This is a genomic window from Serratia odorifera, from assembly GCF_041448735.1.
Classification (GTDB): Bacteria; Pseudomonadota; Gammaproteobacteria; order Enterobacterales; family Enterobacteriaceae; genus Serratia_F; species Serratia_F odorifera.
On the sequence record NZ_JBGMUT010000001.1, the window covers coordinates 721957 to 743176 of the forward strand.

Below are 21220 nucleotides of genomic sequence, written 5' to 3' on the forward strand. Positions count from 1 at the left end.
ACATAATTTGACAAATGTGAACGCAATCGATTACCTATTCGCGAAATGGGTGACTGGATCACAGATTATTACACTCGGTGATTTCTATAATGCGCGCGGTGAATGTGCATTGATTCACCGTTGGTTACGCCAGGTGTCATTCAGACTCATTTGTCATTTTTTCTAACGGGCAGGAAATGGCCCTTTAAGCATGTGGTAATAAAATGAAAAAAATAGCTCTCGCAGCAGGTGTGCTTCTCGCAGCATCGTACAGTGCATCATCAATGGCTGATAGCAAAGACAGTCAATACGTTTCAGATTGGTGGCATCAGAGCGTGAACGTGGTAGGGAGCTACCATACTCGCTTCGGACCGCAGTTGAACAACGATGTCTATCTGGAATACGAAGCCTTCGCCAAACACGAATGGTTTGATTTCTATGGCTACGTCGACGTGCCGAAATTCTTTGGCGTGGGCAATGCGCCGGATCGCGGTATCTGGGACAAAGGTTCACCGCTGTTTATGGAAATCGAGCCGCGCTTTTCCATCGACAAGCTGACCGGCGCCGATCTCAGCTTCGGGCCGTTTAAAGAATGGTATTTCGCCAACAACTACATCTATGACATGGGACGCAACGATTCATCTCGCCAGAGCACCTGGTATATGGGTCTGGGTACCGACATCGATACCGGTCTGCCAATGAGCCTGTCGATGAACATTTATGCCAAATACCAATGGCAGAACTACGGTGCCGCCAACCAGAACAGCTGGGATGGTTACCGCTTCAAGGTAAAATATTTTGTGCCGTTGACCCAGCTATGGGGCGGTAATCTGAATTACATCGGCTTTACCAACTTTGATTTTGGCTCCGATCTGGGCAAGGACGATTTCATCGTCAACGGCCGTCAGGCACGCACCAGCAATTCCATTGCATCCAGCCATATCCTGGCGCTGAACTACGATCACTGGCATTACTCGGTAGTTGCACGTTATTTCCATAACGGCGGTCAATGGCAAGATGGCGTAGATATCGGCACGCCGCAAGGGCCAATCAAGTCTACCGGCTGGGGTTACTATCTGGTGGTTGGTTACAATTTCTGATTGTGGCACTGAATATAAAAAACCCCGCATCGACGGGGTTTTTTATGGCATCACTGCATGACTTCGACAGGCAGGTGCTTAACCGGCATAACCAGTCGTCCCTTGATGACATAGCATTCGTTGTCGATCCAGCGGCGGATCTGATCGCTGCTTACGCCTTCCGCCTGCGCGTAGCGGTGAAGATCGCCGTTAAAATGCAGAGTGATGTATTCCATGAGGGTCATTTGCATTACTTTTGCTCCTGAACGCCCACCCGTTGCCAACCTGGCCACCGTGGGAGGTTAAGGTTTCTCAGCCGTCAAATTTAAGATATTAACCACGAAATCTCAACATAAAGCACCAGTTTGGTGCAGACGCGGCCAAAAGAGAAAAAGAGTCCCGCACCAAGCGGCGGGAAAGAGACGTGTCTTATCCTGTTTGGATCACATGAAAATTTGAGGCGTGACGAAAAAGAGCATGCTAACTCTTTTTTGTTACCTGACCAAAGTACGGCATCGCTTATTACGTCGCAAGAAAAATCTTAGGTAAACGCTCAGTAAAACCGAATGGTTATGCATTATATATTGCTGGTGGCGATCGCCACGGCAGTTTGCCCCGCGACCCACGGAGCAGGGGGAAACAATATAAGAGTTTTCCGTATACTTTATAGGGTAAACTACACTTATAGTAATCTCAGTTCCCCCACGCAGGATGTTACATCATGAAAAAACGTCGTATGACCCTGACAGCTCTGGCGCTGTGCGTATCACTGGGTATGAGCGCAGCACCGGTTTTCGCTGATAAAGGCGGTAATGGCAACGGCGGCGGCAATGGTAACGGTCATGGCAACAGTGCAAATCATGGCAACCATGGCAATGGTAATGGAAACGGTAAAGGTAACGGTAACAGCGGCGATCATGCCAAAGGTAAACAGGGCAAAGGCGGCAATAACGACCTGGTGTCCGTGAACCTTTCTTACGATCGTGTGCGCCCGCTGGCTCTCAACTATGGCCTGACCGGCTATCAGGCTCTGCCTCCGGGCATTGCCAAGAACCTGGCACGCGGCAAGCCGCTGCCTCCGGGCATCGCCAAGAAAGCCGTACCGGCGTCCTTGCTGGGCCAACTGCCACATTATCCTGGTTATGAATGGCGCGTTGCCGGCGACGATCTGGTGTTGGTAGCGCTCAGCACGGCGATTGTCGCTTCCGTAATTAACGGTGTTTTCGACTAGCACGCAAGCAAACATATCAAGCCCTGCTCCGGCAGGGCTTTTTTGTGGGCGAAAATAAAGATGATCCGCCTGAACGCATTGCATTATATTGCCTGATTCGCAGACGGAAAAAACAGAGGGATTATGTTTAAAATTATGCTGATAGCGGGTTTACTGTGCAGTTTCTCCACGTTGGCGAACGAGGCTAAGCCGATCGCCGAAACCGTCAACCAGCGACTGTCATTGATGAAAGACGTGGCCGGCTATAAAGCGCAGCAGCATTTGCCGATTGAAGATCTGGCCCAGGAAAGCAAGGTGTTGGCCAGTACCCAGGCCGAAGCCGAAACGCTAGGGCTGGATGCTGCCACGATTAAACCGTTTGTCATGGCGCAAATGGATGTCGCCAAGGCGATTCAATACCGGTATCGGGCCGACTGGTTATCGCAGCCGGAACAGCACTGGCAGCCGCGCCCGCTGAACCAGGTGCGGCCGCAGATCGCGCGCCTGAGCAGTGCCATACTGCAACGGCTGGCGCAGCGCTTGCAGGCTGGGCCGATTAGCGAAACAGAGCGTCAGGGGTTCGTCAACGCACTGCAACAGCATAATCTGAGCGATGCCGATAAACAGCGGCTGTTTGACGCGCTGCTGGCGGTGAGAACCCGCAGCACGCCCTAGTCTGGTTTAGTCGGTACGGCCGGTGGTGCTGCGTTGAAAGGTCAGCACCCGGCTGCGGTTGGCGATCAGATCGACGCTATAACCCCGGAAATACAGACAGAAACGTTTTAGCCAGGGGCCATCCTGCGATTCAACCAGCATGCGGCCATGGCCCAGCGAGCTTAACCTGCCGATCTGCGCTGCGGGGCCAACGCCGATATGTATCCGATCGCCGCGGATTTCAAACGCAGTACGATACTGCGGGTGATACCACACTCCCTGTACGTGTTTCAGGCAATCGTTATTCAGCGTTACTGGCAAGAAATGCCGTGTGACATGTCCCACTTCACCTTCGACCGCTTCTCCATTCCAGCGCAAACGCATCGGCATATGCGCCGACAGCGATACGGCATAGCCATCCGTTCCTTGGTACAGTGGTTCGCTGATACCCAAATAGGCGACGTTGCCGTCGTTGACTTCCAGCCAGTAGGGCTCAGCCACGCTGGCATAGATGCCATCGGGTATGGCATCACTGCGCGGCGGCAGGGTTTCCCCCAACAAGGCGGCCATCACCTGCAAGGCGATGTTGAAACTGTCGCAATCTTCGCGATTGGCTACCAGCACCATGCCCGCGCTGCGATCGGCTGCCAGCAGGAAGTGGGTTTTATAGCCGGCATGCGAACCGCCGTGCCCCAACAGGCGCTGCGCTCCCAACCTGGTATGCGCCATACCGAGGCCATAATCGCTGAGCTGGCCATTGGCTAAACGCCGCGCAGCGCTTAACTGCGCCAGTACGCCAGCGCCTGGCCCGCGATCTGCCAGCAGAGACTGCAGCCAGCGGGTCAGGGCGTTGGCGCTGCCGGTCAGGCTGCCCGATGCCGATAGGTGTAGTCCGTTGCTGGCCAACTGCCAGCCGTGAGGCGTGGGCCAATAGCCGGGCACCAGTCCCGCAACGATATCGAACCAGCTCTCAGGCGCCCTCAGTTGGACTGCCAGCGGCTCGGCGATGTGTTGTTGCACCAGTCGATCAAACGTGTGACCTTGCGCGTTCAGCGCGGCCTCCACCAGCCGATAACCGGTATTGCTGTAACTGATTTCACTGCCGGGTGGGAAGTTGAGCCGGTTCAGACCATAAACAAACTCCAGCACCGGCGTGGCATCGCTGACGGTATGTCCAGAAATGCCAAGCAGGCCGAGGGTTTCCCGTACGTCGGGCAAGCCGCTGGTCATATCCAGCGCCTGGCCGACGCGAACTTTCGCCAATTCGCCGCGCAGCTGTGGCAACAAATCGCCGATAGGTTGATCGAGCTGCAACGCGCCATCGACGGCGTTAAGCGCCAGCGCAGCGAAGATATGCTTGGTGACCGAGGCATAACGAACCACGCTGTCGGCGCTAAAGGGGGTGCCCTGGGCCAGATCGGCCAGGCCGGCACAGGCGACGGCCTGCGTCTGCTCGGCGTCAAACAGGATAATCGCGCCACCGGGCTCGCCTGGGCGTTGCCAGTCGGCCAGCAGCCGTTCGGCGACAGCATGGGCCTGGCGCCAGTTTAGCGGGATATCGGACATGGTAGCCTCCAGAGTGACATGACGGACTGCATCAATTCCAGTCTCAGCAGATGGCTACTGGGACTGATAGGGATTGGCACGGTTCAGTCAGATGTTTCTTATTCTGCCGCAGGCAGTGGTTTTGCGCCGATTGTGGCGCAGCACGCGCGTCGGCAGCCGCCGTTTTGTGCGCTGGGGTAAAATGGGAACGCTGTTTTAGTTAAAACTGCGAAGCAGTACGCAAATTGCACATCAGATGCCAGCGTTGTTGGCGCTTAACCGGACGCAGCAGGATGGGGCAGGAAGAGGCAGGGCGCCTCCGGGCCAGGAAAGTGACGACCCGGAGGATAAATTAAGTGGGCAATCAGCGTTGTGCTGCGCCCCAGGCAATCATGGTTTCAAGCAATTGCTGCAACAGACGCTGTAGCGGCGCAGCCCGTTCGGCGTCAAAAGCGAACGGGTATTGTTCGGACATATAATTCACCTGCGCCAACTCCAATTGCACCGCATGCTGGTTTTCAGCCGGTTTGCCATAGGCACGCGTGATATAACCACCTTTAAACCGGCCATTAAGCACATAACTGAAGCGTTGTTGATCTTCGCAACGGCGCAGTAGCCGATCGCTCAGTGCGGTGGCACAGCTTTCACCTCCGTTGGTACCGAGGTTGAGATCCGGCAGTTGGCCGTCGAACAGCCGCGGGATCACCGACGCGATAGAGTGGGCATCGAACAGCATGGCGTAGCCGTGTTTGGCTTTCAAGCGTGCCAGCTCATCCTGTAATTGTTGATGATAGGGATGCCAGATGTGTTGTAAATAGCCGGCGCGTTCCTGCTCTGACGGCGCTTTACCCGGCTGGAAGCTGGCGCGGCCATCAAACAGCACATCGGGGAACAGACCGGTCGTGGCGGTGGTATACAGCGGCTTATCGTCAGACGGGCGGTTAAGATCGATGACAAAACGCGAATAATTGCCCACCAGCAGGCTGGCGCCCATCGCCCGGGCGAAATCATACAGCTGGGGAATGTGCCAGTCGGTGTCAGACAGCGGCCGTGCATCGTCGGTCAGGCCGGCTTCAACCGCGGGCGTCAAGCGGGTGCCGGCGTGCGGAATGCTGATCAGCAGCGGTAGAGTGCCGGTATGAAATTGAAACGGATCTCGAATGGTCATTGACGTACTTCTCCTCGGAAAATCACCGTACAGGGCAGTTGCCCACCCAACCAATAAGCCAGTTCAGCCGGGCGTGATAACGGCCAATGGACAAAATCCGCCACTTTGCCGCTTTCCAGCGAGCCGTGGCTGTGCTGTAACCCCAAGGCCCTGGCGGCATTGAGGGTGACGCCAGCCAGCGCTTCTTCCGGTGTCAGACGGAACAGCGTGCAGGCCATGTTGATCATCAGACGCAGCGACAGAGCCGGCGACGTGCCCGGGTTGGCATCGCTGGCGATGGCCATTGCCACCTGGTGTTTACGGAACAGCGCGATCGGTGGGCACTGGGTCTCACGCAGCAGGTAATAGGCGCCTGGCAGCAACACCGCCACGGTACCGGCGGCGGCCATCGCCTGTGCATCCTGTTCGGTGGCATATTCAAGGTGATCGGCAGACAGGGCGTGATGACGCGCCGCCAACGCGCTACCACCCAATGCAGACAGCTGCTCGGCATGCAGTTTGACCGGCAGACCGGCACGCTCGGCGGCGGCGAACACCTTTTCCACCTGCTGTGGCGAAAAGGCCAAATGCTCGCAAAAGGCATCAACCGCATCCGCGAGCCCGGCCGCGGCAGCTTCGGGAATGATGGTATCGCACACCAAATCGATATAGTCGTCAGCCCGACCGGCGTATTCCGGCGGCAACGCATGGGCTGCCAGACAGGTGGTTTTTACCTCGACCGGCAGCAGTTCGCCCAGCCGGCGTGCCACCCGCAGCATTTTCAGTTCGCTTTGCGGCGTCAGGCCATAACCGGACTTGATTTCAACGCAGGTCACGCCTTCTGCCAGCAGCGGTTTCAGGCGAAACAGCGCCTGCTGCAACAGCTGTTGTTCGTCGGTGTCGCGGGTGGCCTTCACGGTGGAAACGATACCGCCGCCCTGTGCGGCGATCTCGGCGTAGCTGACGCCGTTCAGTCGCTGCTCGAATTCGGCGCTGCGATCGCCGCCAAACACCAGATGCGTATGGCAGTCCACCAGGCCTGGAGTGATGATGCCGCCGTCAAACTCTACCGTTTTGGTCGCGCTAATCGCTGGCAACGCTGCACGTTGGCCAATCCAGACGATGTTACCGTCGCGTACCGCGATGGCCCCGTCATGCAGAATGTGATATTTGCCGTCGCGCATGGTGACAAGGTCTGCGCCATACCACAGGCTGTCGCAGTGAATTTCGGAGGACATGGTGACCAACTCCCACATGGTTGTATATACAATTAAAAACAACCTAGCGCATTCATCGGCATGCGGCAAGAGCAGGGCGGGAAATTTGTTATCAGGATGTGATCGCCGGTAACTAACGGGGGCTATCGCCCCCATCATCTCACACCTCGTTGGTGAAGCGGCCAAACAGCTGATAGCGGCTGCCGGGATACAGCAGGCGGGCAGAGGTCACCACGGTTTTCCCTGACCAGGTGCGGCGATGAATCAGCAGGCAAGGTTCGTGATCCTCCAACTGCAGCAAGTCGCGTTCCTGACGGGTTGGCGTCACCGCTTCGACGATATGCTCGCCGGCGGTCAGCGGCGCGGCCTGGGTCAGGTAGATGTAGGGCGTAACCCGATCGAAATTCTGCGCCATATAATCGGGTGCTGCCAACGGATTGACACAGCGGTTTTCCAACTGCACCGGCATCTCGTTTTCGTAATGAACGATCTGCGAGTAAAACAGCTGTTGTCCCGGCGAAATGCCCAGCGCGCTGGCTTCTTCATCGCTGGCGGCTCGCGCCTTGAACTCCAGGATCTTGCTGCTATGGCGATGACCCCGCGCGGCGATTTCATCGGCGATGTTATGCACTTCCAACAGTGCGGTATGCGCTTTGGCTTCGGCAACAAAGGTACCGACGCCCTGCATGCGGATCAGGAAGCCTTCGCTGGTCAGTTCACGCAGCGCGCGGTTAATGGTCATACGGCTGACGCCGAGCTCCGCCACCAGTTCGCTTTCCGACGGCACGCGCTGATGCGGTTGCCAATGACCCGCACGGATTTGATTGACGATAGCCTGCTTCACCCGCTGATAAATGGGGGCAGGGGTATCGCTCATTGCAGCAGCCAGCTGTAACACGGTCGGTTGATCCACCACGACGTTAACCTCGTCAAATAAAAATATCATAACACCAGTTTACTGTTGCTGCTGGCGTATGTATATGTATATACAAGTAGTGGTCAATTAACCAGAAATATACAATTGGCTTACAAATGCGCGTGTCGCGCGCTTTCGCCCTTATACCAACGTTGGAATACTGCCATGCCTGCTTATTTTGCTCCCCGTGCATTGCTTGCCACCGGCTGGGCCCATGATGTCCGGCTGGACGTCGACGCCCACGGTTTTCTTGCCAAGGTTACCCCAAAATCGAACCCGGAAGGCTGTCTACGTCTGCAGGGTGACGTGGTTCCCGGCATGCCTAACCTCCATTCCCATGCGTTTCAACGCGTCATGGCCGGGTTGGCGGAGGTGGCTGGCAACCCGCAGGACAGTTTCTGGACCTGGCGCGATCTGATGTACCGCCTGGTACAGCGTCTGACGCCGGAACAGGTCGAAATTATCGCGCGCCAGCTGTATATCGAAATGCTGAAGGGGGGTTACACCCAGGTGGCGGAGTTCCATTATCTGCATCACGATGAGTACGGCAGGGCATATGCCGATCGTGGCGAAATGACCGGGCGGCTCAGTCAGGCGGCACGGCAGGCGGGGATCGGCATGACGCTGCTGCCGGTCCTGTACAGCTACGCCGGATTTGGCGCCCAGCCGGCGCAGGACGGACAGCGGCGTTTCATTCAGGACGTTGACGGTTACCTGGCGCAGCAGCAAACCCTGGCCGGGCAACTGGCCGGCGTGCCGTTGCAGAACCATGGGCTGTGCTTCCATTCGTTGCGTGCCGTGGAACTCAGGCAAATGGAGCAGGTGCTGGCCGCGTCCGACCGTGCGCTGCCGGTGCATATTCACATTGCCGAACAGCAGAAAGAGGTTAACGACTGCCTGAGCTGGAGCGGCCAGCGCCCGGTTGCCTGGCTGTATGAACATCTGCCGGTTGATGCGCGCTGGTGTCTGGTGCATGCCACCCATCTGGATGACGGTGAACTGGCGCAGTTGGCGCGCAGTCAGGCGGTGGCCGGGCTGTGTCTGACCACCGAGGCCAATCTCGGTGACGGCATCTTCCCGGGCGACCGCTATCTGCAACAACAGGGGCGTTGGGGGATCGGCTCCGATAGCCATGTATCCCTCAACGTGGTGGAAGAGTTGCGCTGGTTTGAATATGGTCAGCGGCTGCGCGATCGGCGCCGCAATCGTCTGACCACCGCACAACAGCCAGCGGTAGCAGATGTGCTGTACCAGCAGGCGTTGCAGGGCGGTGCGCAGGCATGCGGCGTGGCGCTAGGCCAACTGACGGTCGGTTATCGTGCCGACTGGCTGGTGCTGGACGGTAACGATCCCTACCTTGCTGCCGCGCCTGATGCCTCCATTCTCAACCGTTGGCTGTTCGCCGGCGGTAAAGAGCAGATTCGCGACGTGTTTGTCGGCGGACGGCAAGTGATCGAGCAGGGACAACATGCGCTGCAACAGCAGAGCAGCGCCGCGTTTATGCAGGTGTTGAAAACCTTCCAGCAGGAGGCGTAATGCCGTTTAACCGTTTCGAATTCAAACAGCTGCCGGTCAGCCCGTGGCGTAACGGCGGGGGGGAGACGCGCGAAATCGTCAGCCTGCCGCTCGGCAACGCGGATTTTGACTGGCGCGCCAGCATTGCCACCATTGCCCAGGCGGGGCCGTTTTCTGCCTTCAGCGGCATCGATCGTTCGATCACACTGCTGGAAGGCGACGGCGTGCATTTATACAGCGCCGGTCAGGTCGATCATCGTTTGACGACGATTGGCGAACCATTTGCCTTTTCCGGCGACCTGGAGGTGCAGGCGCAATTACCGGGCGGCAGCAGTCAGGATTTCAACATCATGACGCGGCGTGGGCGCCAGAGCGCCGACGTGCAAGCTGTCGTAGCCGCTACGCCGTTGCCAACGGGTCATGCCGGCGTGATCTACGTCCTGCGTGGCGACTGGCAATTGCGCCAGCCGCAGCCGCTCACGCTGCATCCACGGCAGGGCGGCTGGTGGTCAGCGATGGACCACGCCAGCCAACTGGTGCCGTTGACGCCAAACGCGTTGGCGTTATGGGCTGATATTAGGTCGCACCACCCGAGTGGTGGCTAACGGCTGCGCATTCGGCTAGAGTCGGTGGCTAAGTTATGGGATTATTTGCCTTTACATACCATTTGACGCTGAGAAGGGTGCATGGCCTCGCTGAAAGACGTAGCAAAACTGGCCGGCGTATCGCTGATGACGGTATCGCGTGCCATCAACGAACCTGGCAAACTGCGTGCCGATACCTACCGCCGGGTGAAACAGGCCATTGATCAATTGGAGTACGTGCCGGATCTGGCCGCTCGGCGTATTCGCGGCGACGGCGGTCGGGTGCAGACCATCGGCGTGCTGGCGCTGGACACCGCGACCACGCCGTTCTCGGTGGAAATGATCCTGTCGATTGAAAAAACCGCGCGTGAACACGGCTGGCAAAGTTTCGTGGTTAACCTGTTTGCCGATGAGTCGGCGGAAAAAACCGTGGACTTGCTGATGGCGCACCGCCCTGACGGGGTGATCTTTACCACCATGGGGCTGCGTGAGGTTACGTTGCCGACCAAGCTGCTGGATAAACGGCTGGTGCTGGCGAACTGCCTCAGCGCCGGTAGCCAGGTGGCAACGTACATCCCCGATGACGAACAGGGCCAGTATGACGCCATGCGCGCGCTGATCGCCAAAGGCTACCGCGCGCCGCTGTGTATCCATCTGCCGCAAAGCACGCCGGCGGCGATGCTGCGGCGGCGTGGTTTGGAACGTGCCTGGCAGGAAACGGGCGGCGATCTGGCGCAGTTGAAGCAGTATCATCTCGACCTGACCGGTGGTGATGAACACTATCGCGACTGTGTGGCACTGTTGACGCGCCATTTTGCACCGGGGCGTAAAGAGTGCGACGTGGTGGTGTGTGGCAATGACCGGGTGGCATTTCTGGTGTACCAGACGCTGTTGGCGCAGGGCTGGAAAATACCGCAGCAGGTGGCGGTGTTAGGGTATGACAATATGGTGGGCATCGGTCAGCTGTTCCAGCCGCCGCTGACTACCGTACAGTTGCCGCATTACGAACTGGGCCGGCAAGCGGCGCTGCACCTGATCGAACAACGCGAGCATCGCGACACGGTGCAGGTGCCATGCCCGCTGTTGTTGCGTGGTTCGATGTAATCCTGTCGTTGGCGGGCCCGCTACGGACCCGCCCTGGCGATTACTGCCAAATAGCGTTTAGCGCCCAGCCGGTAATTTCACCAAAGGTGGCGCTGCCGCTTTCAGCGAACAGACTGATGCGCCGATCGCCGTCGCTGGGGTAGATGCAACTGGTCAGGCAGGCTTCACCACGATTCACGAACACCTCTATTGAAGATCGATCGACAAAAATGCGCAGCTGCAGCGTTTCGCCCACCGGCAACGGTACGCTGCGGCAGCCGCACAGCCCGGCGTCGTCGCTGAAACGCTCAACCACCAGGCGACGTGCCTGATTGTCAACGTACAACCGCACGGCGCTGCCAACGCTGACGCCGTAACGCTCCGCATCGCTGGCGTCGATGGCCAGGCTCAACGCCAGTTCTTGTATCCCGTCGCCGAGCAGCAACTGCCGGTTGGCGAACTGTGTGGCGCCAAAGCGCTGTGCTTCGCCGCGCAATGCGCTGAGCTCGGTTGCCGGATTCATCAGTATGCTACCGTCCTCGGCCTGCGAAAGTTCGCGCGGCAAGGTCAATGCTCCGGCCCAGCCGTGCGCTTTGCTCGGCATCGGCGACTCCCACATGTTCATCCAGCCAAACAGCAGGCGGCGGCCATCGGCAGCGGTAAAGCTCTGTGGCGCGTAGAAATCGTGCCCGGCGTCAAGTTCGACAAACGGTTGGGTCAGTTCGAAGTCGCTACCGGGCTGCCAGTTGCCGAGCAGGTAGCCGCTCTGGAAGCGATTGCGCTGGCGGTAGCCGTGCGCCGTCAGACCCTGCGGCGAAAAAAGCAACAGCTGTTGTTCCCCCAACGGGAAGAAATCCGGGCATTCCCACATGTAGCCCTGCGATGGTTCCTCCGCCGTCGCCAGGATGCGATCAAAGCGCCAATGACGCAGGTCGTGGGAGCAATACAGTCGTATCTGGCCGAGGTCGTGCCGCTTGGCGCCCACTACCATCCACCATTGGCCATCCTGACGCCACACCTTGGGATCGCGGAAGTGCTGGATGCCATCCGGCGGCGTCAGCACCGCGCCGTGTTTGGTGAAATGTACGCCGTCCTCGCTGGTGGCCAGGCATTGCACCTCGCGTAGCTGGCTGTCGTCGCCTGGCTCACCCAGCCAGCGGTGACCGGTGTAGATCAGCGTCAATACGCCGTTATCGTCGACTGCGCAACCGGAAAAACAGCCGTCGAGGTCATCGCTGTCACCGGGCGTCAGCGCGATCGGCATCGGCTGCCAGTGCACCAGATCGTGGCTGATGGCATGTCCCCAATGCATTGGCCCCCAGTTTTCGTCATACGGATGGTGCTGGAAAAACGCGTGATAGACGCCGTTAAAGCAAATCAACCCGTTGGGATCGTTGATCCAGCCGGCGGCGGCCGCCAGATGGAAGCGCGGGTAATAATCGTCCTTACGCGTGGCGCGCAGCATTTCTACGGCATGATCGGCTTGGGCTAAAGTATTTTTCATTGGCTTGGCTCACTTACGGGATGAATGTTCGGTTTACCGTCGGCCGATTCGCCGCGCAGCAGGAAACAGGAAAGCAGGGTGGTGCAGGCCACGGCGCACCCCATCAGCAGATAGGTATCGGCAAAGCCGATATGGTCGTAGCCATAGCCCGCCAGCGGCGCCAGGAAACTGGCGGCAACCTGGCCGATAAACTGGAAGCCGACCAGGTACAGCGTGGAGGACAGGCGGCTGTCGAAGCGGCTGGTAATGTATTTGAACAGCGCCACCAACAGGATCGGCAGTTCTACCGCATGCAGCAGTTTCATCGCCGAAATCATGATGGCGCCGCTGGCCAGGCCGGAACCGAACATACGCAATGCCATCACGCTACTGGCCAGCAACAGGCTTTGCTTGATACCGATGCGGTTGACCAGCAACGGGGCGAGGAACATGCCACCGGCCTCGAGAAACACCTGCAACGAATTGAGGAAGCCGTACATTTCGTTGCCCTGCTGCGCGCTTGAGAACTGAGAGGCAAAATAGACCGGAAACTGCTGGTCGAAAACGCCGTAGACGCTGGTGCCGATGACGAACACCACCAGTGCCCAAAAGCGCGGCAGGCGAAGCAGGTCGAGCGCGTCCTGCAAACGCAGGTTGTCCGGTTTGCCATACTCCAGCGCCGCCATGGCGTTGGGTTTCAGCACCTGCACCTGGCTGAGCAGCAACAGGAACAGCACTGCCGAACCGGAAGCCAGCCAGAAATTGATATTGGGATTAATGTTGTAGATAAATCCGGCAAAGAAGGTTGCGCTGGCCCAGCCGAGCGATCCCCACATGCGGGCGCGGCCAAACTCGAAGCCGACAATGCGGCTGACGCGCTCGGTGTAGGATTCCAGAACGCCGATACCGGCGTTGAATGCCAGACTGATGAACACGCCGCCGACCAGAGCACCCAGCGCCAGGTTGAAGCGCAGCAGCGGTGCGTAGGCATAGATAAAGAACGGACCGGTCAGCACCAGCAGCACGCCGATAAACAGCAGCAGATGCTTGCGCAAGCCGAGCTTGTCCTGAATAAAACCGTATAACGGCTGGATAAACAGCGCCATCAGCGACATGGCGGAAAAGATTAGCCCGGTTTCCGCGCCTTTCAGCCCGATTTTTTGATGCAGCCAGATGGCGATCAGTGAAAAACTGGATGACCAGGTAAAGAAAAAGAAGAACAACAGGCCGCTCAGTAGCAGATAGTATTTTTTTGTTTCGCGGTTCATGACCATGTCCCAGTGAGGAAAGTTGGCGTTATTGTTAACGTTAACTTTTGCGCTTTGGAAGATGTTCTGCGCCTTGTTTGCGATGTTAATCACAAAAGTTAACGTTAACATTTGCGATGCGCGATCGCCATCACGAAATAGGGCTATGGCCCTGCAAGCAGGGCCATAGCCGTTAGCGTTCGTTCAGCGAGCGCAAATGGTCGTCGCGCCGCAGTGTCATCAAGGCCAGCAGGCTGACTAATGAGGTGGCGACCACGTAGTAGGCGGGAATATCAATATTGCCGGTTTGTTTGATCAAGCCGGTGATGATCAGCCCGGCAGAGCCGGAAAACACCGCATTGGACAGTGAATAGGCCAGCCCGAGGCCGGTATAGCGCACCCGGGTCGGAAACATTTCCGCCAGCATTGCCGGGCCGGGGCCGGCCAGTAGGCCAACCACCGCACCGGCGCTCAGCACGGCGATACCTTTGATTGCCAGCGAGGTTTGCACATCTTGCAGCAGATGCAATAGCGGAAAGGTGAACAGGATCACCGCCAGCATGGCGGTCAGCATCACCGTTTTGCGCCCCCAGCGGTCACTGAGGATACCGGCAGGCAGGATGGTCAGAGCAAAACCGACGTTGGCCAGCACCGTAGCCACCAGCGCCTGTTGGAAGGTGGCATGCAGCGAGGTTTGCAGATAGGAGGGCATCACCACCAGGAAGGTATAACCGGCGGCCGACCAGCCCATCATGCGGCCAATGCCGAGCAGGATGGTGGTCAGCACGCCACGCAGGCTGGCCGCCGGGGCAGAGTCGGACTGTGGGGACTGTTGCGCCTGGGTAAAGGTGGGCGTTTCTTCCAGCTTCAGACGCAGCCACAGTGCCACCGCGCCCATCGGCAAGGCCAGCAGGAAGGGGATACGCCATCCCCACTGGTATAATTGTTCTTTGCTCAGCAGCGCGGCCAGCAAGGCGACCAGACCGGCGCCGGCCAGCAACCCGAGCGCCACGGTGAGCGATTGCCAGGCACCGTATTGCCCACGTTTTCCGGGCGGGGCAAATTCGGTCATCAACGACACCGCGCCGCCAAACTCGCCGCCGGCAAACAGCCCTTGCAACATGCGCAGCAGCGTCAGCAGCAGCGGTGCGGCAACGCCGATGGCGGCGTAGGTTGGCATAACGCCGATCAGCGCCGTAGCCAGCGTCATCAGCAGCAGTACCGCGATCAGCGTCGGGCGACGGCCTATGCGGTCGCCGATGCGGCCAAAGATCACCGCGCCGATGGGCCGGCAGAAAAACGCCAGCGCGAACGCGGCGTAGGTCAGTATCAGGCTGGTGATCTCGCTTTCGCCTTGCAGAGTGAAAAAGTTGGCGGCGATAACGGTTGCCAGAAACCCGTAAACGCCGAATTCATACCATTCAATAAAGTTGCCAACCGAACCGGCCAGCAATGCCTGTCGCGAACGACGGGCATCGATTACCGCTGTATGCGCTGCCATTGCCTTCCCCGTTAATCTGTTATTGTTCGACCGTTCTAAATTTAGATGGCAAAACAATCAATTGATTTCTGCGGTAAATGCGATCGTGACCGGGACGGATGGTAAACGGCTAACCGGATAATCGTGAACGGGGCATGACAGGCTGCCCCGGAAGATTGGAGCAAGGGCGCCGTGGCGCCCTTGTCGTTTACAGCGTCGGCCCGGCACCCAGCAGTTTTTCGCCGGCTGGGGTAACGGTGTATTTGGCGAAGTTATCGATAAAGCGCTGTGCCAGATCTTCGGCCTTTTCTTGCCACAGTGATTCGTCGGCGTAGGTTTTGCGCGGATCAAGAATCGACGGATCGACCCCCGGCAATGCGCTCGGTACCGCCAGCCCGAAGATCGGCAGGGTAAAGGTGTCGGCCTGATCGATGTCGCCGCTCAATATCGCGTCGATAATGCCACGAGTGTCCTTGATCGAGATACGTTTGCCGCTGCCGTTCCAGCCGGTATTGACCAGATAGGCTTGGGCGCCGGCGGCCTCCATGCGTTTCACCAGCACTTCAGCGTACTGAGTGGGATGCAGCGTCAGGAATGCCGCGCCGAAACAGGCGGAGAAGGTTGGTGTCGGCGTGGTGATGCCACGTTCGGTGCCGGCCAGCTTGGCGGTGAATCCGGACAGGAAGTGATACTGGGTTTGTTCCGGCGTCAGGCGTGATACCGGCGGCAGCACGCCGAAGGCGTCAGCGGTAAGGAAAATGATTTTCTGCGCATGACCCGCTTTTGATACCGGTTTGACGATGTTGTCGATATGGTAAATCGGGTAGGAGACGCGGGTGTTTTCCGTTTTGCCGGCGTCATCGAAATCGACGGTGCCATTGTCACGCACCGCCACGTTCTCCAACAGCGCGTCGCGGCGAATCGCCTGGTAAATCTCCGGTTCGGCCTGCGGCGACAGCTTGATGGTCTTGGCGTAGCAGCCACCTTCGAAGTTGAACACGCCGTCGTCATCCCAACCGTGCTCGTCATCACCGATCAACTGGCGTTTCGGATCGGTGGACAGGGTGGTCTTGCCGGTGCCGGACAGGCCAAAGAACACCGCCACGTCGCCCTGTTGGCCGACGTTGGCCGAGCAGTGCATCGAGGCGATGCCCTTCAGCGGCAGCAGGTAGTTCATGATCGAGAACATGCCTTTCTTCATTTCGCCGCCGTACCAGGTACCGCCGATCAGTTGCATACGTTCGGTCAGGTTAAAGGCAACAAAGTTTTCAGAGTGCATCCCCTGTTGCTGCCAGTCCGGGTTGGTGCACTTGGCGCCGTTCATCACCACAAAATCCGGTTCAAAGTCTGCCAGTTCGTCGTCGCTCGGGCGGATGAACATGTTTTTTACAAAGTGCGCCTGCCAGGCGACTTCGGTAATGAAGCGTACTTTCAGACGGCTGTCGGCGTTGGCGCCGCAGAATGCGTCCACGATAAACAGGCGTTTGCCAGACAGTTGTTCGCCAACCCGCGCTTTCAACTGCTGCCAGACCTCTGGCGACAGCGGCTGGTTGTCATTCTTACCGGTACCGTTATCGGACCACCAGACGGTGTCGCGGGTCGTGTCGTCGCGCACGATATACTTGTCTTTTGGCGAACGACCGGTGAATTCACCGGTATCCACATTGACGGCGCCCAGGCTGGTCAGGGTGCCGCGCTCCAGTGCCGGCAAGTCGGCGCGCGTCTCTTCGTTGAACAGCAGTTCATAGCTAGGGTTGTAGACGACATCGATTGCGTGGTGAATACCATAACGTGCGAGAGTTTGAGGGGTAACAGCGGTTGAAGACATATTCTACTTCCTTATTGGCGATATTATGCCCGTTTTCAATATGCGGCGGCGTATTGAAATACGGGTTCAGATGTAGCTGACCGGATTCAGCTTGCACCGCTCCGATTCTTATTAATGAAAGGCCTGACGACAGGCTTTCCCGTATAGCATAGCAGCGAATTTTTGACTGATTAATTTAATTACAAAACGCTGACGATAATTAATTAAAATCAACCTTGGCGCAGGCTCACAATATTTAATTTACGCGAGTCAATTTTGTTCTTATTTTTTATTTTTTATCATATCGTCAGGGTTGTCTAGTGTTTTATCCACAAATAAGAATCCATCCCATCCGGTCTTAGGGTTGTGATTAATTGATTGTTTTTATTGATTAATTAAGCTGATTGCCATTCGGCGAAGCGCTTCAATCCCGACACTTTCCAGCAGGGTGAATAATGAAACAGTTAAACGCAGAACTTGCCTGTGAGAAAAACACAGCGCAATCGGACTCATCCGGAATAATTAATCAATTACGTCAATTGGATATCGGTGCGGTGCCGGTAGCCTTGTTTATCACTATTAGTGCCATCGTGGCGGTTTCCGCTTATGCCAACTTTTTGCCCAAAAACATGATCGGCGGCTTGGCAGTGATCATGACGCTGGGTTTTGCATTGGCGCAATTAGGCAAAAGCATACCGCTGCTGCGCGATATTGGCGGTCCGGCAATTTTATGTCTGATGGTACCGTCGGTACTGGTGTACTTTGACTTCTTCCAGCCAAACGTCATGGCTACGGTACATTTGCTGATGAAGGATGCCAACCTGCTGTATTTCGTTATCGCCAGTCTGGTGGTCGGCAGTATTCTGGGCATGCACCGGGTCATTCTGATCCAGGGCATGATACGGATGTTTGTACCGCTGGTGGTCGGAACGGTCACCGCAGTGGCCACCGGACTGCTGGTGGGCAAACTGTTTGGTTTCAGCTTCTACCACACCTTTTTCTTTATCATTGTGCCGATCATCGGCGGCGGCATTGGCGAGGGTATTCTGCCGCTGTCGCTGGCCTATTCCGCCATTCTGGGCGCCACGCCGGACGTGTACGTTGCGCAACTGGCACCGGCAGCGGTGATGGGCAACATTTTTGCCATCGTCACCGCCGGGGTGCTGGCGCGTATCGGCATGCAGCGCAAGGCGCTGAGCGGTGAAGGTATGCTGATCCGTTCGGCGCAGGAGAATGCGGTGTTTGCGATAAAAGAGCAGGGGGGGCAGGTGGATTTTCAACTGATGGGCGGTGGCCTGCTGGTGATTTGCGCCTTCTTTATCGTCGGCGGGCTGTTTGAACATATCGTGCACATTCCCGGTCCGGTATTGATGATTCTGTTTGCGGTATTGTGCAAATACTGTCGCATCATTCCGGCCAGCATGGAAACCGGCGCGCACAGTTTTTACAAGTTCGTGTCCGCAGCTCTGGTGTGGCCGCTGATGATTGGGTTGGGCATGCTGTATGTGCCGCTGGAAAGCGTGGTGGCGGTATTTTCGCTTGGCTATGTGATCGTCTGCGGATCGGTAGTACTGTCGATGGGCGTGGTGAGTTTCCTGATTGCGCCCGCTTTGAAAATGTTCCCGGTGGAAGCGGCTATCGTTACCTGTTGTCACAGCGGCTTGGGTGGTACTGGCGACGTGGCGATTTTGTCGGCGTCCAACCGCATGGGGTTGATGCCGTTTGCTCAGATTGCGACGCGTATTGGCGGCGCGTCAACGGTAATTGGCGCAACGCTATTGTTGGGCTGGCTGATGTAAAGCCTCGGAGGATAAATGCCGTCTGATGATAAAATCGCGATAATTCTGATTAATATCGCCACGTTAGCGTGAGACACTGCCAACCGGATGCTTGGGCTTGCATACCTTGAGCATCTGCCGAATCGCCAGCCGTCCGGTTGGCGATTCACTTTTCTCCCTTCAGCATGTTGATGGCGGCACCGATCAGGATGCGGCGTTCAATATTCTGGCTGCATGCCAACTGCTGTGAAAGATGTTTTGCCAGCGATTCTACCGACAGCGTTTCGCCCCGGTGACGCATTTGCATCACGCTGTCGCCGATCAGCCGTGCCACTTCGTCCCAGACGGGTTTGATCTCCTGTTCCGAGAACATCATCGTTAACCTCGGTTGGGTGATTTTTGCTCAATGTAGCAGTTGGCGCGGCTATTCGCCACCGATGCCGGCGACCAGAGCAAACAACGGTAAGGGGAAGCGATAACGTGAGGTGTGATAGTGGAAATTAACCGAATACCATCGCCGCCCAGCGCAACAGTAGCAGCGCCAGACAGATCAACAACAGAATCAGGAACATTTTCCAGTGTTTGCTGCGCATGCGCTTGCTTGCCACGTGTTCCTCCTTATGCCTTACGCGCTGAAATACCAGATGGCTAAAACAACCATGACAATAACGACAAGCGCAATGACTTTTAATAAATCACTGAAGGTGTCATCGGGATCTTTGTCGCTGTCTTTCATGTTACCGCCTGGCCGCCGGCCATGGAATGGGTGAACGTCCAGTATGCCTGTTGCGTCGGCGCAGGCACAGGGATTTAGGGTAAAAAACCGGTAAAGATGCTGCAGGCGTAGTGAAGACACACGCAGCGGATGCGGGCAGCGGCCTATCCGGTGTACTATTCTGTCTGCAAAGTGACTCAAACAGGGCAATAAACATGGCGAAGGCGCTACCCAAACAGTACGAGAATGCCGAACGTTGGGCATTTGCAGATTCAGAACAGTTGGCGGACCAACTGGCGGCGTTGATTGTCAACGGTACCAAAACCGCGACCTGTGCGAACCTGGACCAGGACGGCATTCCGCAAAAAGGTGATGTTTTTGTGGTGGTCAACGGCAAGGGCGAGCCGGTTTGTGCGGTGGAATTGACAACGGTGGATCTGACAAGCTTCGATCAGGTTGACGAGGCGCATGCCTATGCCGAAGGGGAAGGCGACCGGTCGCTGGCCTACTGGCGTCGGGAGCATCAGCGTTTCTTTGAGGCCTACGATCTGTTTTCCCCCAACATGTCGCTGATCCTGATGAATTTCAAGGTCATCGAGACGTTCTGAGGTGACGAAACCGGTACCTTACTGCTGCCAGTGGGCCACGCCGGAGCTGGCGGCGCAGCTGATAGCCGGCGATGCCCGTCTGGCAGACGACCTCAACTGGACGCGTAGCGGGGCGCTGACGCAGGCGGAATACTGTGAGTGGGCCAATCACGTCTGCGGCATGGCGTGCCTGAACATGGTGCTGCGCGATCGCGACGGCGTGGCACCGCCGGTGTTGGAACTGGCGCGACGTAGCCTGCCGTACGGGGCTTACCAGCGTCAGGGGGATAACATCAAGGGGCTGATCTACGCGCCGTTCGTCCGATATGTGGGGGAACAGTTTGGGCTGCAGGCACAGGTGCACGTCGATCTCAGTGCCGAACATTTACCGCTCTTGCTGGCATCCCGACGTTATTTCATTGCCTCGGTGCATCCGTCTATCCGCCAGCCGCACCAGACGCCGCCACATAAAGGTGGGCATCTGGTGCTGGTAACGGCGGCGGACGGTACCAGGTTGCGCTTTCATAATCCCTCGGGAGACAGCCTGGCAACGCGTGAGAACGTAACGATGCCACTCAACACCTTTGCGCGATTCTTCGCCGGGCGTGGTATCGCGCTGGCATAAAAAAACGCGCTGTGTCTTTCAGCAAACACAGCGCGTTTTCCTGGCGTACCATCATGCCACGCGCATCACCCAGGCGTCGGCCTGACGATCGTAATGCTGTTTGTACAACAGCAATTGTTTGCCGTTCAATACTGCCGGGATGCTGGTGTGTTCATCCCAGCCGTCCAACTGCATGCACAAGTCAGGATCGGATTTACACGGGATGGTCAGAATACCTTTGCCTTCAGCCTGCTCGGATGACGTAGACAAATACGCATCATCGACCTCAAAGCTGCCTATTTTCACTACGGATACACTCATGAAGACTCCTTGCTCAAGCGGGACGTAAGAGGTAAGACCAGTTAGAGGCCGTCATAATGAGCATAGTCAATGGTGCAAAAAATGCCACAGTAAACATTTAACCTGGCACTATTGCCGGCATCAGGCTAGCCGGGCTGAATATCCCATCACGGAACTGACGTTTTGCTGGTAGCCACCCACTGGCCTTTCACTCTGTGTCGCATTCAGCGCCGCCTTGGCATTAACCCGGCTCCTGCGCCGCTCTGCTGGTGGTTACCGTGCCAGACGGT

General features: G+C 57.2%; 21 protein-coding genes. 9 read left to right on the top strand and 12 right to left on the bottom strand.

Annotation, left to right across the window (positions count from 1 at the left end):
- Positions 1-203 precede the first annotated feature (203 nt).
- Positions 204-1079, top strand: a complete 876-nt coding sequence (locus ACCC84_RS03405; protein ID WP_371901552.1) for a nucleoside-specific channel-forming protein Tsx — start codon at positions 204-206, stop codon at positions 1077-1079.
- 50 nt (positions 1080-1129) lie between these two features.
- Here ACCC84_RS03405 and ACCC84_RS03410 read toward each other — a convergent pair whose 3' ends face one another.
- Complete coding sequence (locus ACCC84_RS03410) at positions 1130-1309, bottom strand: hypothetical protein (RefSeq protein WP_004963831.1); 180 nt, start codon at positions 1307-1309, stop codon at positions 1130-1132.
- A 470-nt stretch (positions 1310-1779) separates the two neighbouring features.
- On the opposite strand from ACCC84_RS03410, the gene ACCC84_RS03415 reads away from it, so the two are divergent.
- Positions 1780-2289, top strand: coding sequence for an anti-virulence regulator CigR family protein (locus ACCC84_RS03415; RefSeq protein WP_371901553.1), 510 nt, complete (start codon positions 1780-1782; stop codon positions 2287-2289).
- Between the two features lie 123 nt (positions 2290-2412).
- Entirely contained in the window at positions 2413-2943 is a 531-nt protein-coding gene (locus tag ACCC84_RS03420; protein WP_198774037.1) for a chorismate mutase, read from the top strand.
- Between the two features lie 6 nt (positions 2944-2949).
- On the opposite strand, the gene ACCC84_RS03425 is transcribed toward ACCC84_RS03420, so the two are convergent.
- From ACCC84_RS03425 to hutC, 4 genes are all read right to left on the bottom strand, one after another.
- A complete protein-coding gene (locus ACCC84_RS03425; protein WP_004963824.1) occupies positions 2950-4488 on the bottom strand; it encodes a serine hydrolase domain-containing protein in 1539 nt (512 codons plus the stop codon).
- A gap of 343 nt (positions 4489-4831) precedes the next feature.
- On the bottom strand, positions 4832-5635 hold the full coding sequence (gene hutG / locus ACCC84_RS03430; protein WP_004963821.1) for an N-formylglutamate deformylase: 804 nt from the start codon (positions 5633-5635) through the stop codon (positions 4832-4834).
- A complete protein-coding gene (gene hutI, locus ACCC84_RS03435) occupies positions 5632-6852 on the bottom strand; it encodes an imidazolonepropionase (RefSeq protein WP_039992762.1) in 1221 nt (406 codons plus the stop codon). Before hutI ends, hutG begins: the two co-directional genes overlap by 4 nt.
- Before the next feature lie 139 nt (positions 6853-6991).
- Complete coding sequence (gene hutC, locus ACCC84_RS03440) at positions 6992-7777, bottom strand: histidine utilization transcriptional repressor HutC (protein WP_004963817.1); 786 nt, start codon at positions 7775-7777, stop codon at positions 6992-6994.
- A gap of 135 nt (positions 7778-7912) precedes the next feature.
- Between hutC and ACCC84_RS03445 the strand changes: the two genes are divergently transcribed.
- From ACCC84_RS03445 to ACCC84_RS03455, 3 genes are all read left to right on the top strand, one after another.
- Positions 7913-9283 carry a formimidoylglutamate deiminase gene (locus tag ACCC84_RS03445; protein WP_004963814.1) on the top strand — a complete coding sequence of 457 codons (1371 nt, stop codon included), beginning with the start codon at positions 7913-7915 and terminating at the stop codon, positions 9281-9283.
- A complete protein-coding gene (locus ACCC84_RS03450; protein ID WP_004963812.1) occupies positions 9283-9867 on the top strand; it encodes a HutD/Ves family protein in 585 nt (194 codons plus the stop codon). Before ACCC84_RS03445 ends, ACCC84_RS03450 begins: the two co-directional genes overlap by 1 nt.
- Before the next feature lie 81 nt (positions 9868-9948).
- A complete protein-coding gene (locus ACCC84_RS03455) occupies positions 9949-10950 on the top strand; it encodes a LacI family DNA-binding transcriptional regulator (RefSeq protein WP_088499677.1) in 1002 nt (333 codons plus the stop codon).
- A 40-nt stretch (positions 10951-10990) separates the two neighbouring features.
- Here the strand turns inward: ACCC84_RS03455 and ACCC84_RS03460 are convergent, their stop codons facing one another.
- From ACCC84_RS03460 to pckA, 4 genes are all read right to left on the bottom strand, one after another.
- On the bottom strand, positions 10991-12433 hold the full coding sequence (locus ACCC84_RS03460; protein WP_004963802.1) for a glycoside hydrolase family 32 protein: 1443 nt from the start codon (positions 12431-12433) through the stop codon (positions 10991-10993).
- Positions 12430-13680, bottom strand: a complete 1251-nt coding sequence (locus ACCC84_RS03465; RefSeq protein ID WP_039992759.1) for an MFS transporter — start codon at positions 13678-13680, stop codon at positions 12430-12432. The genes ACCC84_RS03460 and ACCC84_RS03465 overlap by 4 nt, the downstream gene beginning before the upstream one ends.
- Before the next feature lie 172 nt (positions 13681-13852).
- Positions 13853-15160 carry an MFS transporter gene (locus ACCC84_RS03470; protein WP_198774031.1) on the bottom strand — a complete coding sequence of 436 codons (1308 nt, stop codon included), beginning with the start codon at positions 15158-15160 and terminating at the stop codon, positions 13853-13855.
- 187 nt (positions 15161-15347) lie between these two features.
- Entirely contained in the window at positions 15348-16967 is a 1620-nt protein-coding gene (gene pckA, locus ACCC84_RS03475; protein ID WP_004963793.1) for a phosphoenolpyruvate carboxykinase (ATP), read from the bottom strand.
- A gap of 434 nt (positions 16968-17401) precedes the next feature.
- Here pckA and ACCC84_RS03480 point away from each other — a divergent pair, with 434 nt between their 5' ends.
- Complete coding sequence (locus tag ACCC84_RS03480) at positions 17402-18745, top strand: 2-hydroxycarboxylate transporter family protein (RefSeq protein ID WP_004963790.1); 1344 nt, start codon at positions 17402-17404, stop codon at positions 18743-18745.
- 145 nt (positions 18746-18890) lie between these two features.
- Here the strand turns inward: ACCC84_RS03480 and ACCC84_RS03485 are convergent, their stop codons facing one another.
- Positions 18891-19100: a hypothetical protein gene (locus tag ACCC84_RS03485; RefSeq protein WP_004963788.1), complete on the bottom strand. Its 210-nt coding sequence runs from the start codon at positions 19098-19100 to the stop codon at positions 18891-18893.
- Positions 19101-19224: 124 nt separating this feature from the next.
- Positions 19225-19317 (bottom strand): small membrane protein YniD, encoded by a 93-nt coding sequence (yniD, locus tag ACCC84_RS03490; protein WP_233092464.1) that lies wholly within the window; start codon positions 19315-19317, stop codon positions 19225-19227.
- A 337-nt stretch (positions 19318-19654) separates the two neighbouring features.
- On the opposite strand from yniD, the gene ACCC84_RS03495 reads away from it, so the two are divergent.
- Both ACCC84_RS03495 and ACCC84_RS03500 read left to right on the top strand, forming a co-directional pair.
- On the top strand, positions 19655-20047 hold the full coding sequence (locus ACCC84_RS03495) for an ASCH domain-containing protein (protein ID WP_004963785.1): 393 nt from the start codon (positions 19655-19657) through the stop codon (positions 20045-20047).
- Between the two features lies 1 nt (position 20048).
- Positions 20049-20651: a cysteine peptidase family C39 domain-containing protein gene (locus ACCC84_RS03500; RefSeq protein ID WP_273867806.1), complete on the top strand. Its 603-nt coding sequence runs from the start codon at positions 20049-20051 to the stop codon at positions 20649-20651.
- A gap of 51 nt (positions 20652-20702) precedes the next feature.
- Here the strand turns inward: ACCC84_RS03500 and ACCC84_RS03505 are convergent, their stop codons facing one another.
- Positions 20703-20951 (bottom strand): DUF1480 family protein, encoded by a 249-nt coding sequence (locus tag ACCC84_RS03505; RefSeq protein ID WP_004963781.1) that lies wholly within the window; start codon positions 20949-20951, stop codon positions 20703-20705.
- Positions 20952-21220: the final 269 nt, after the last annotated feature.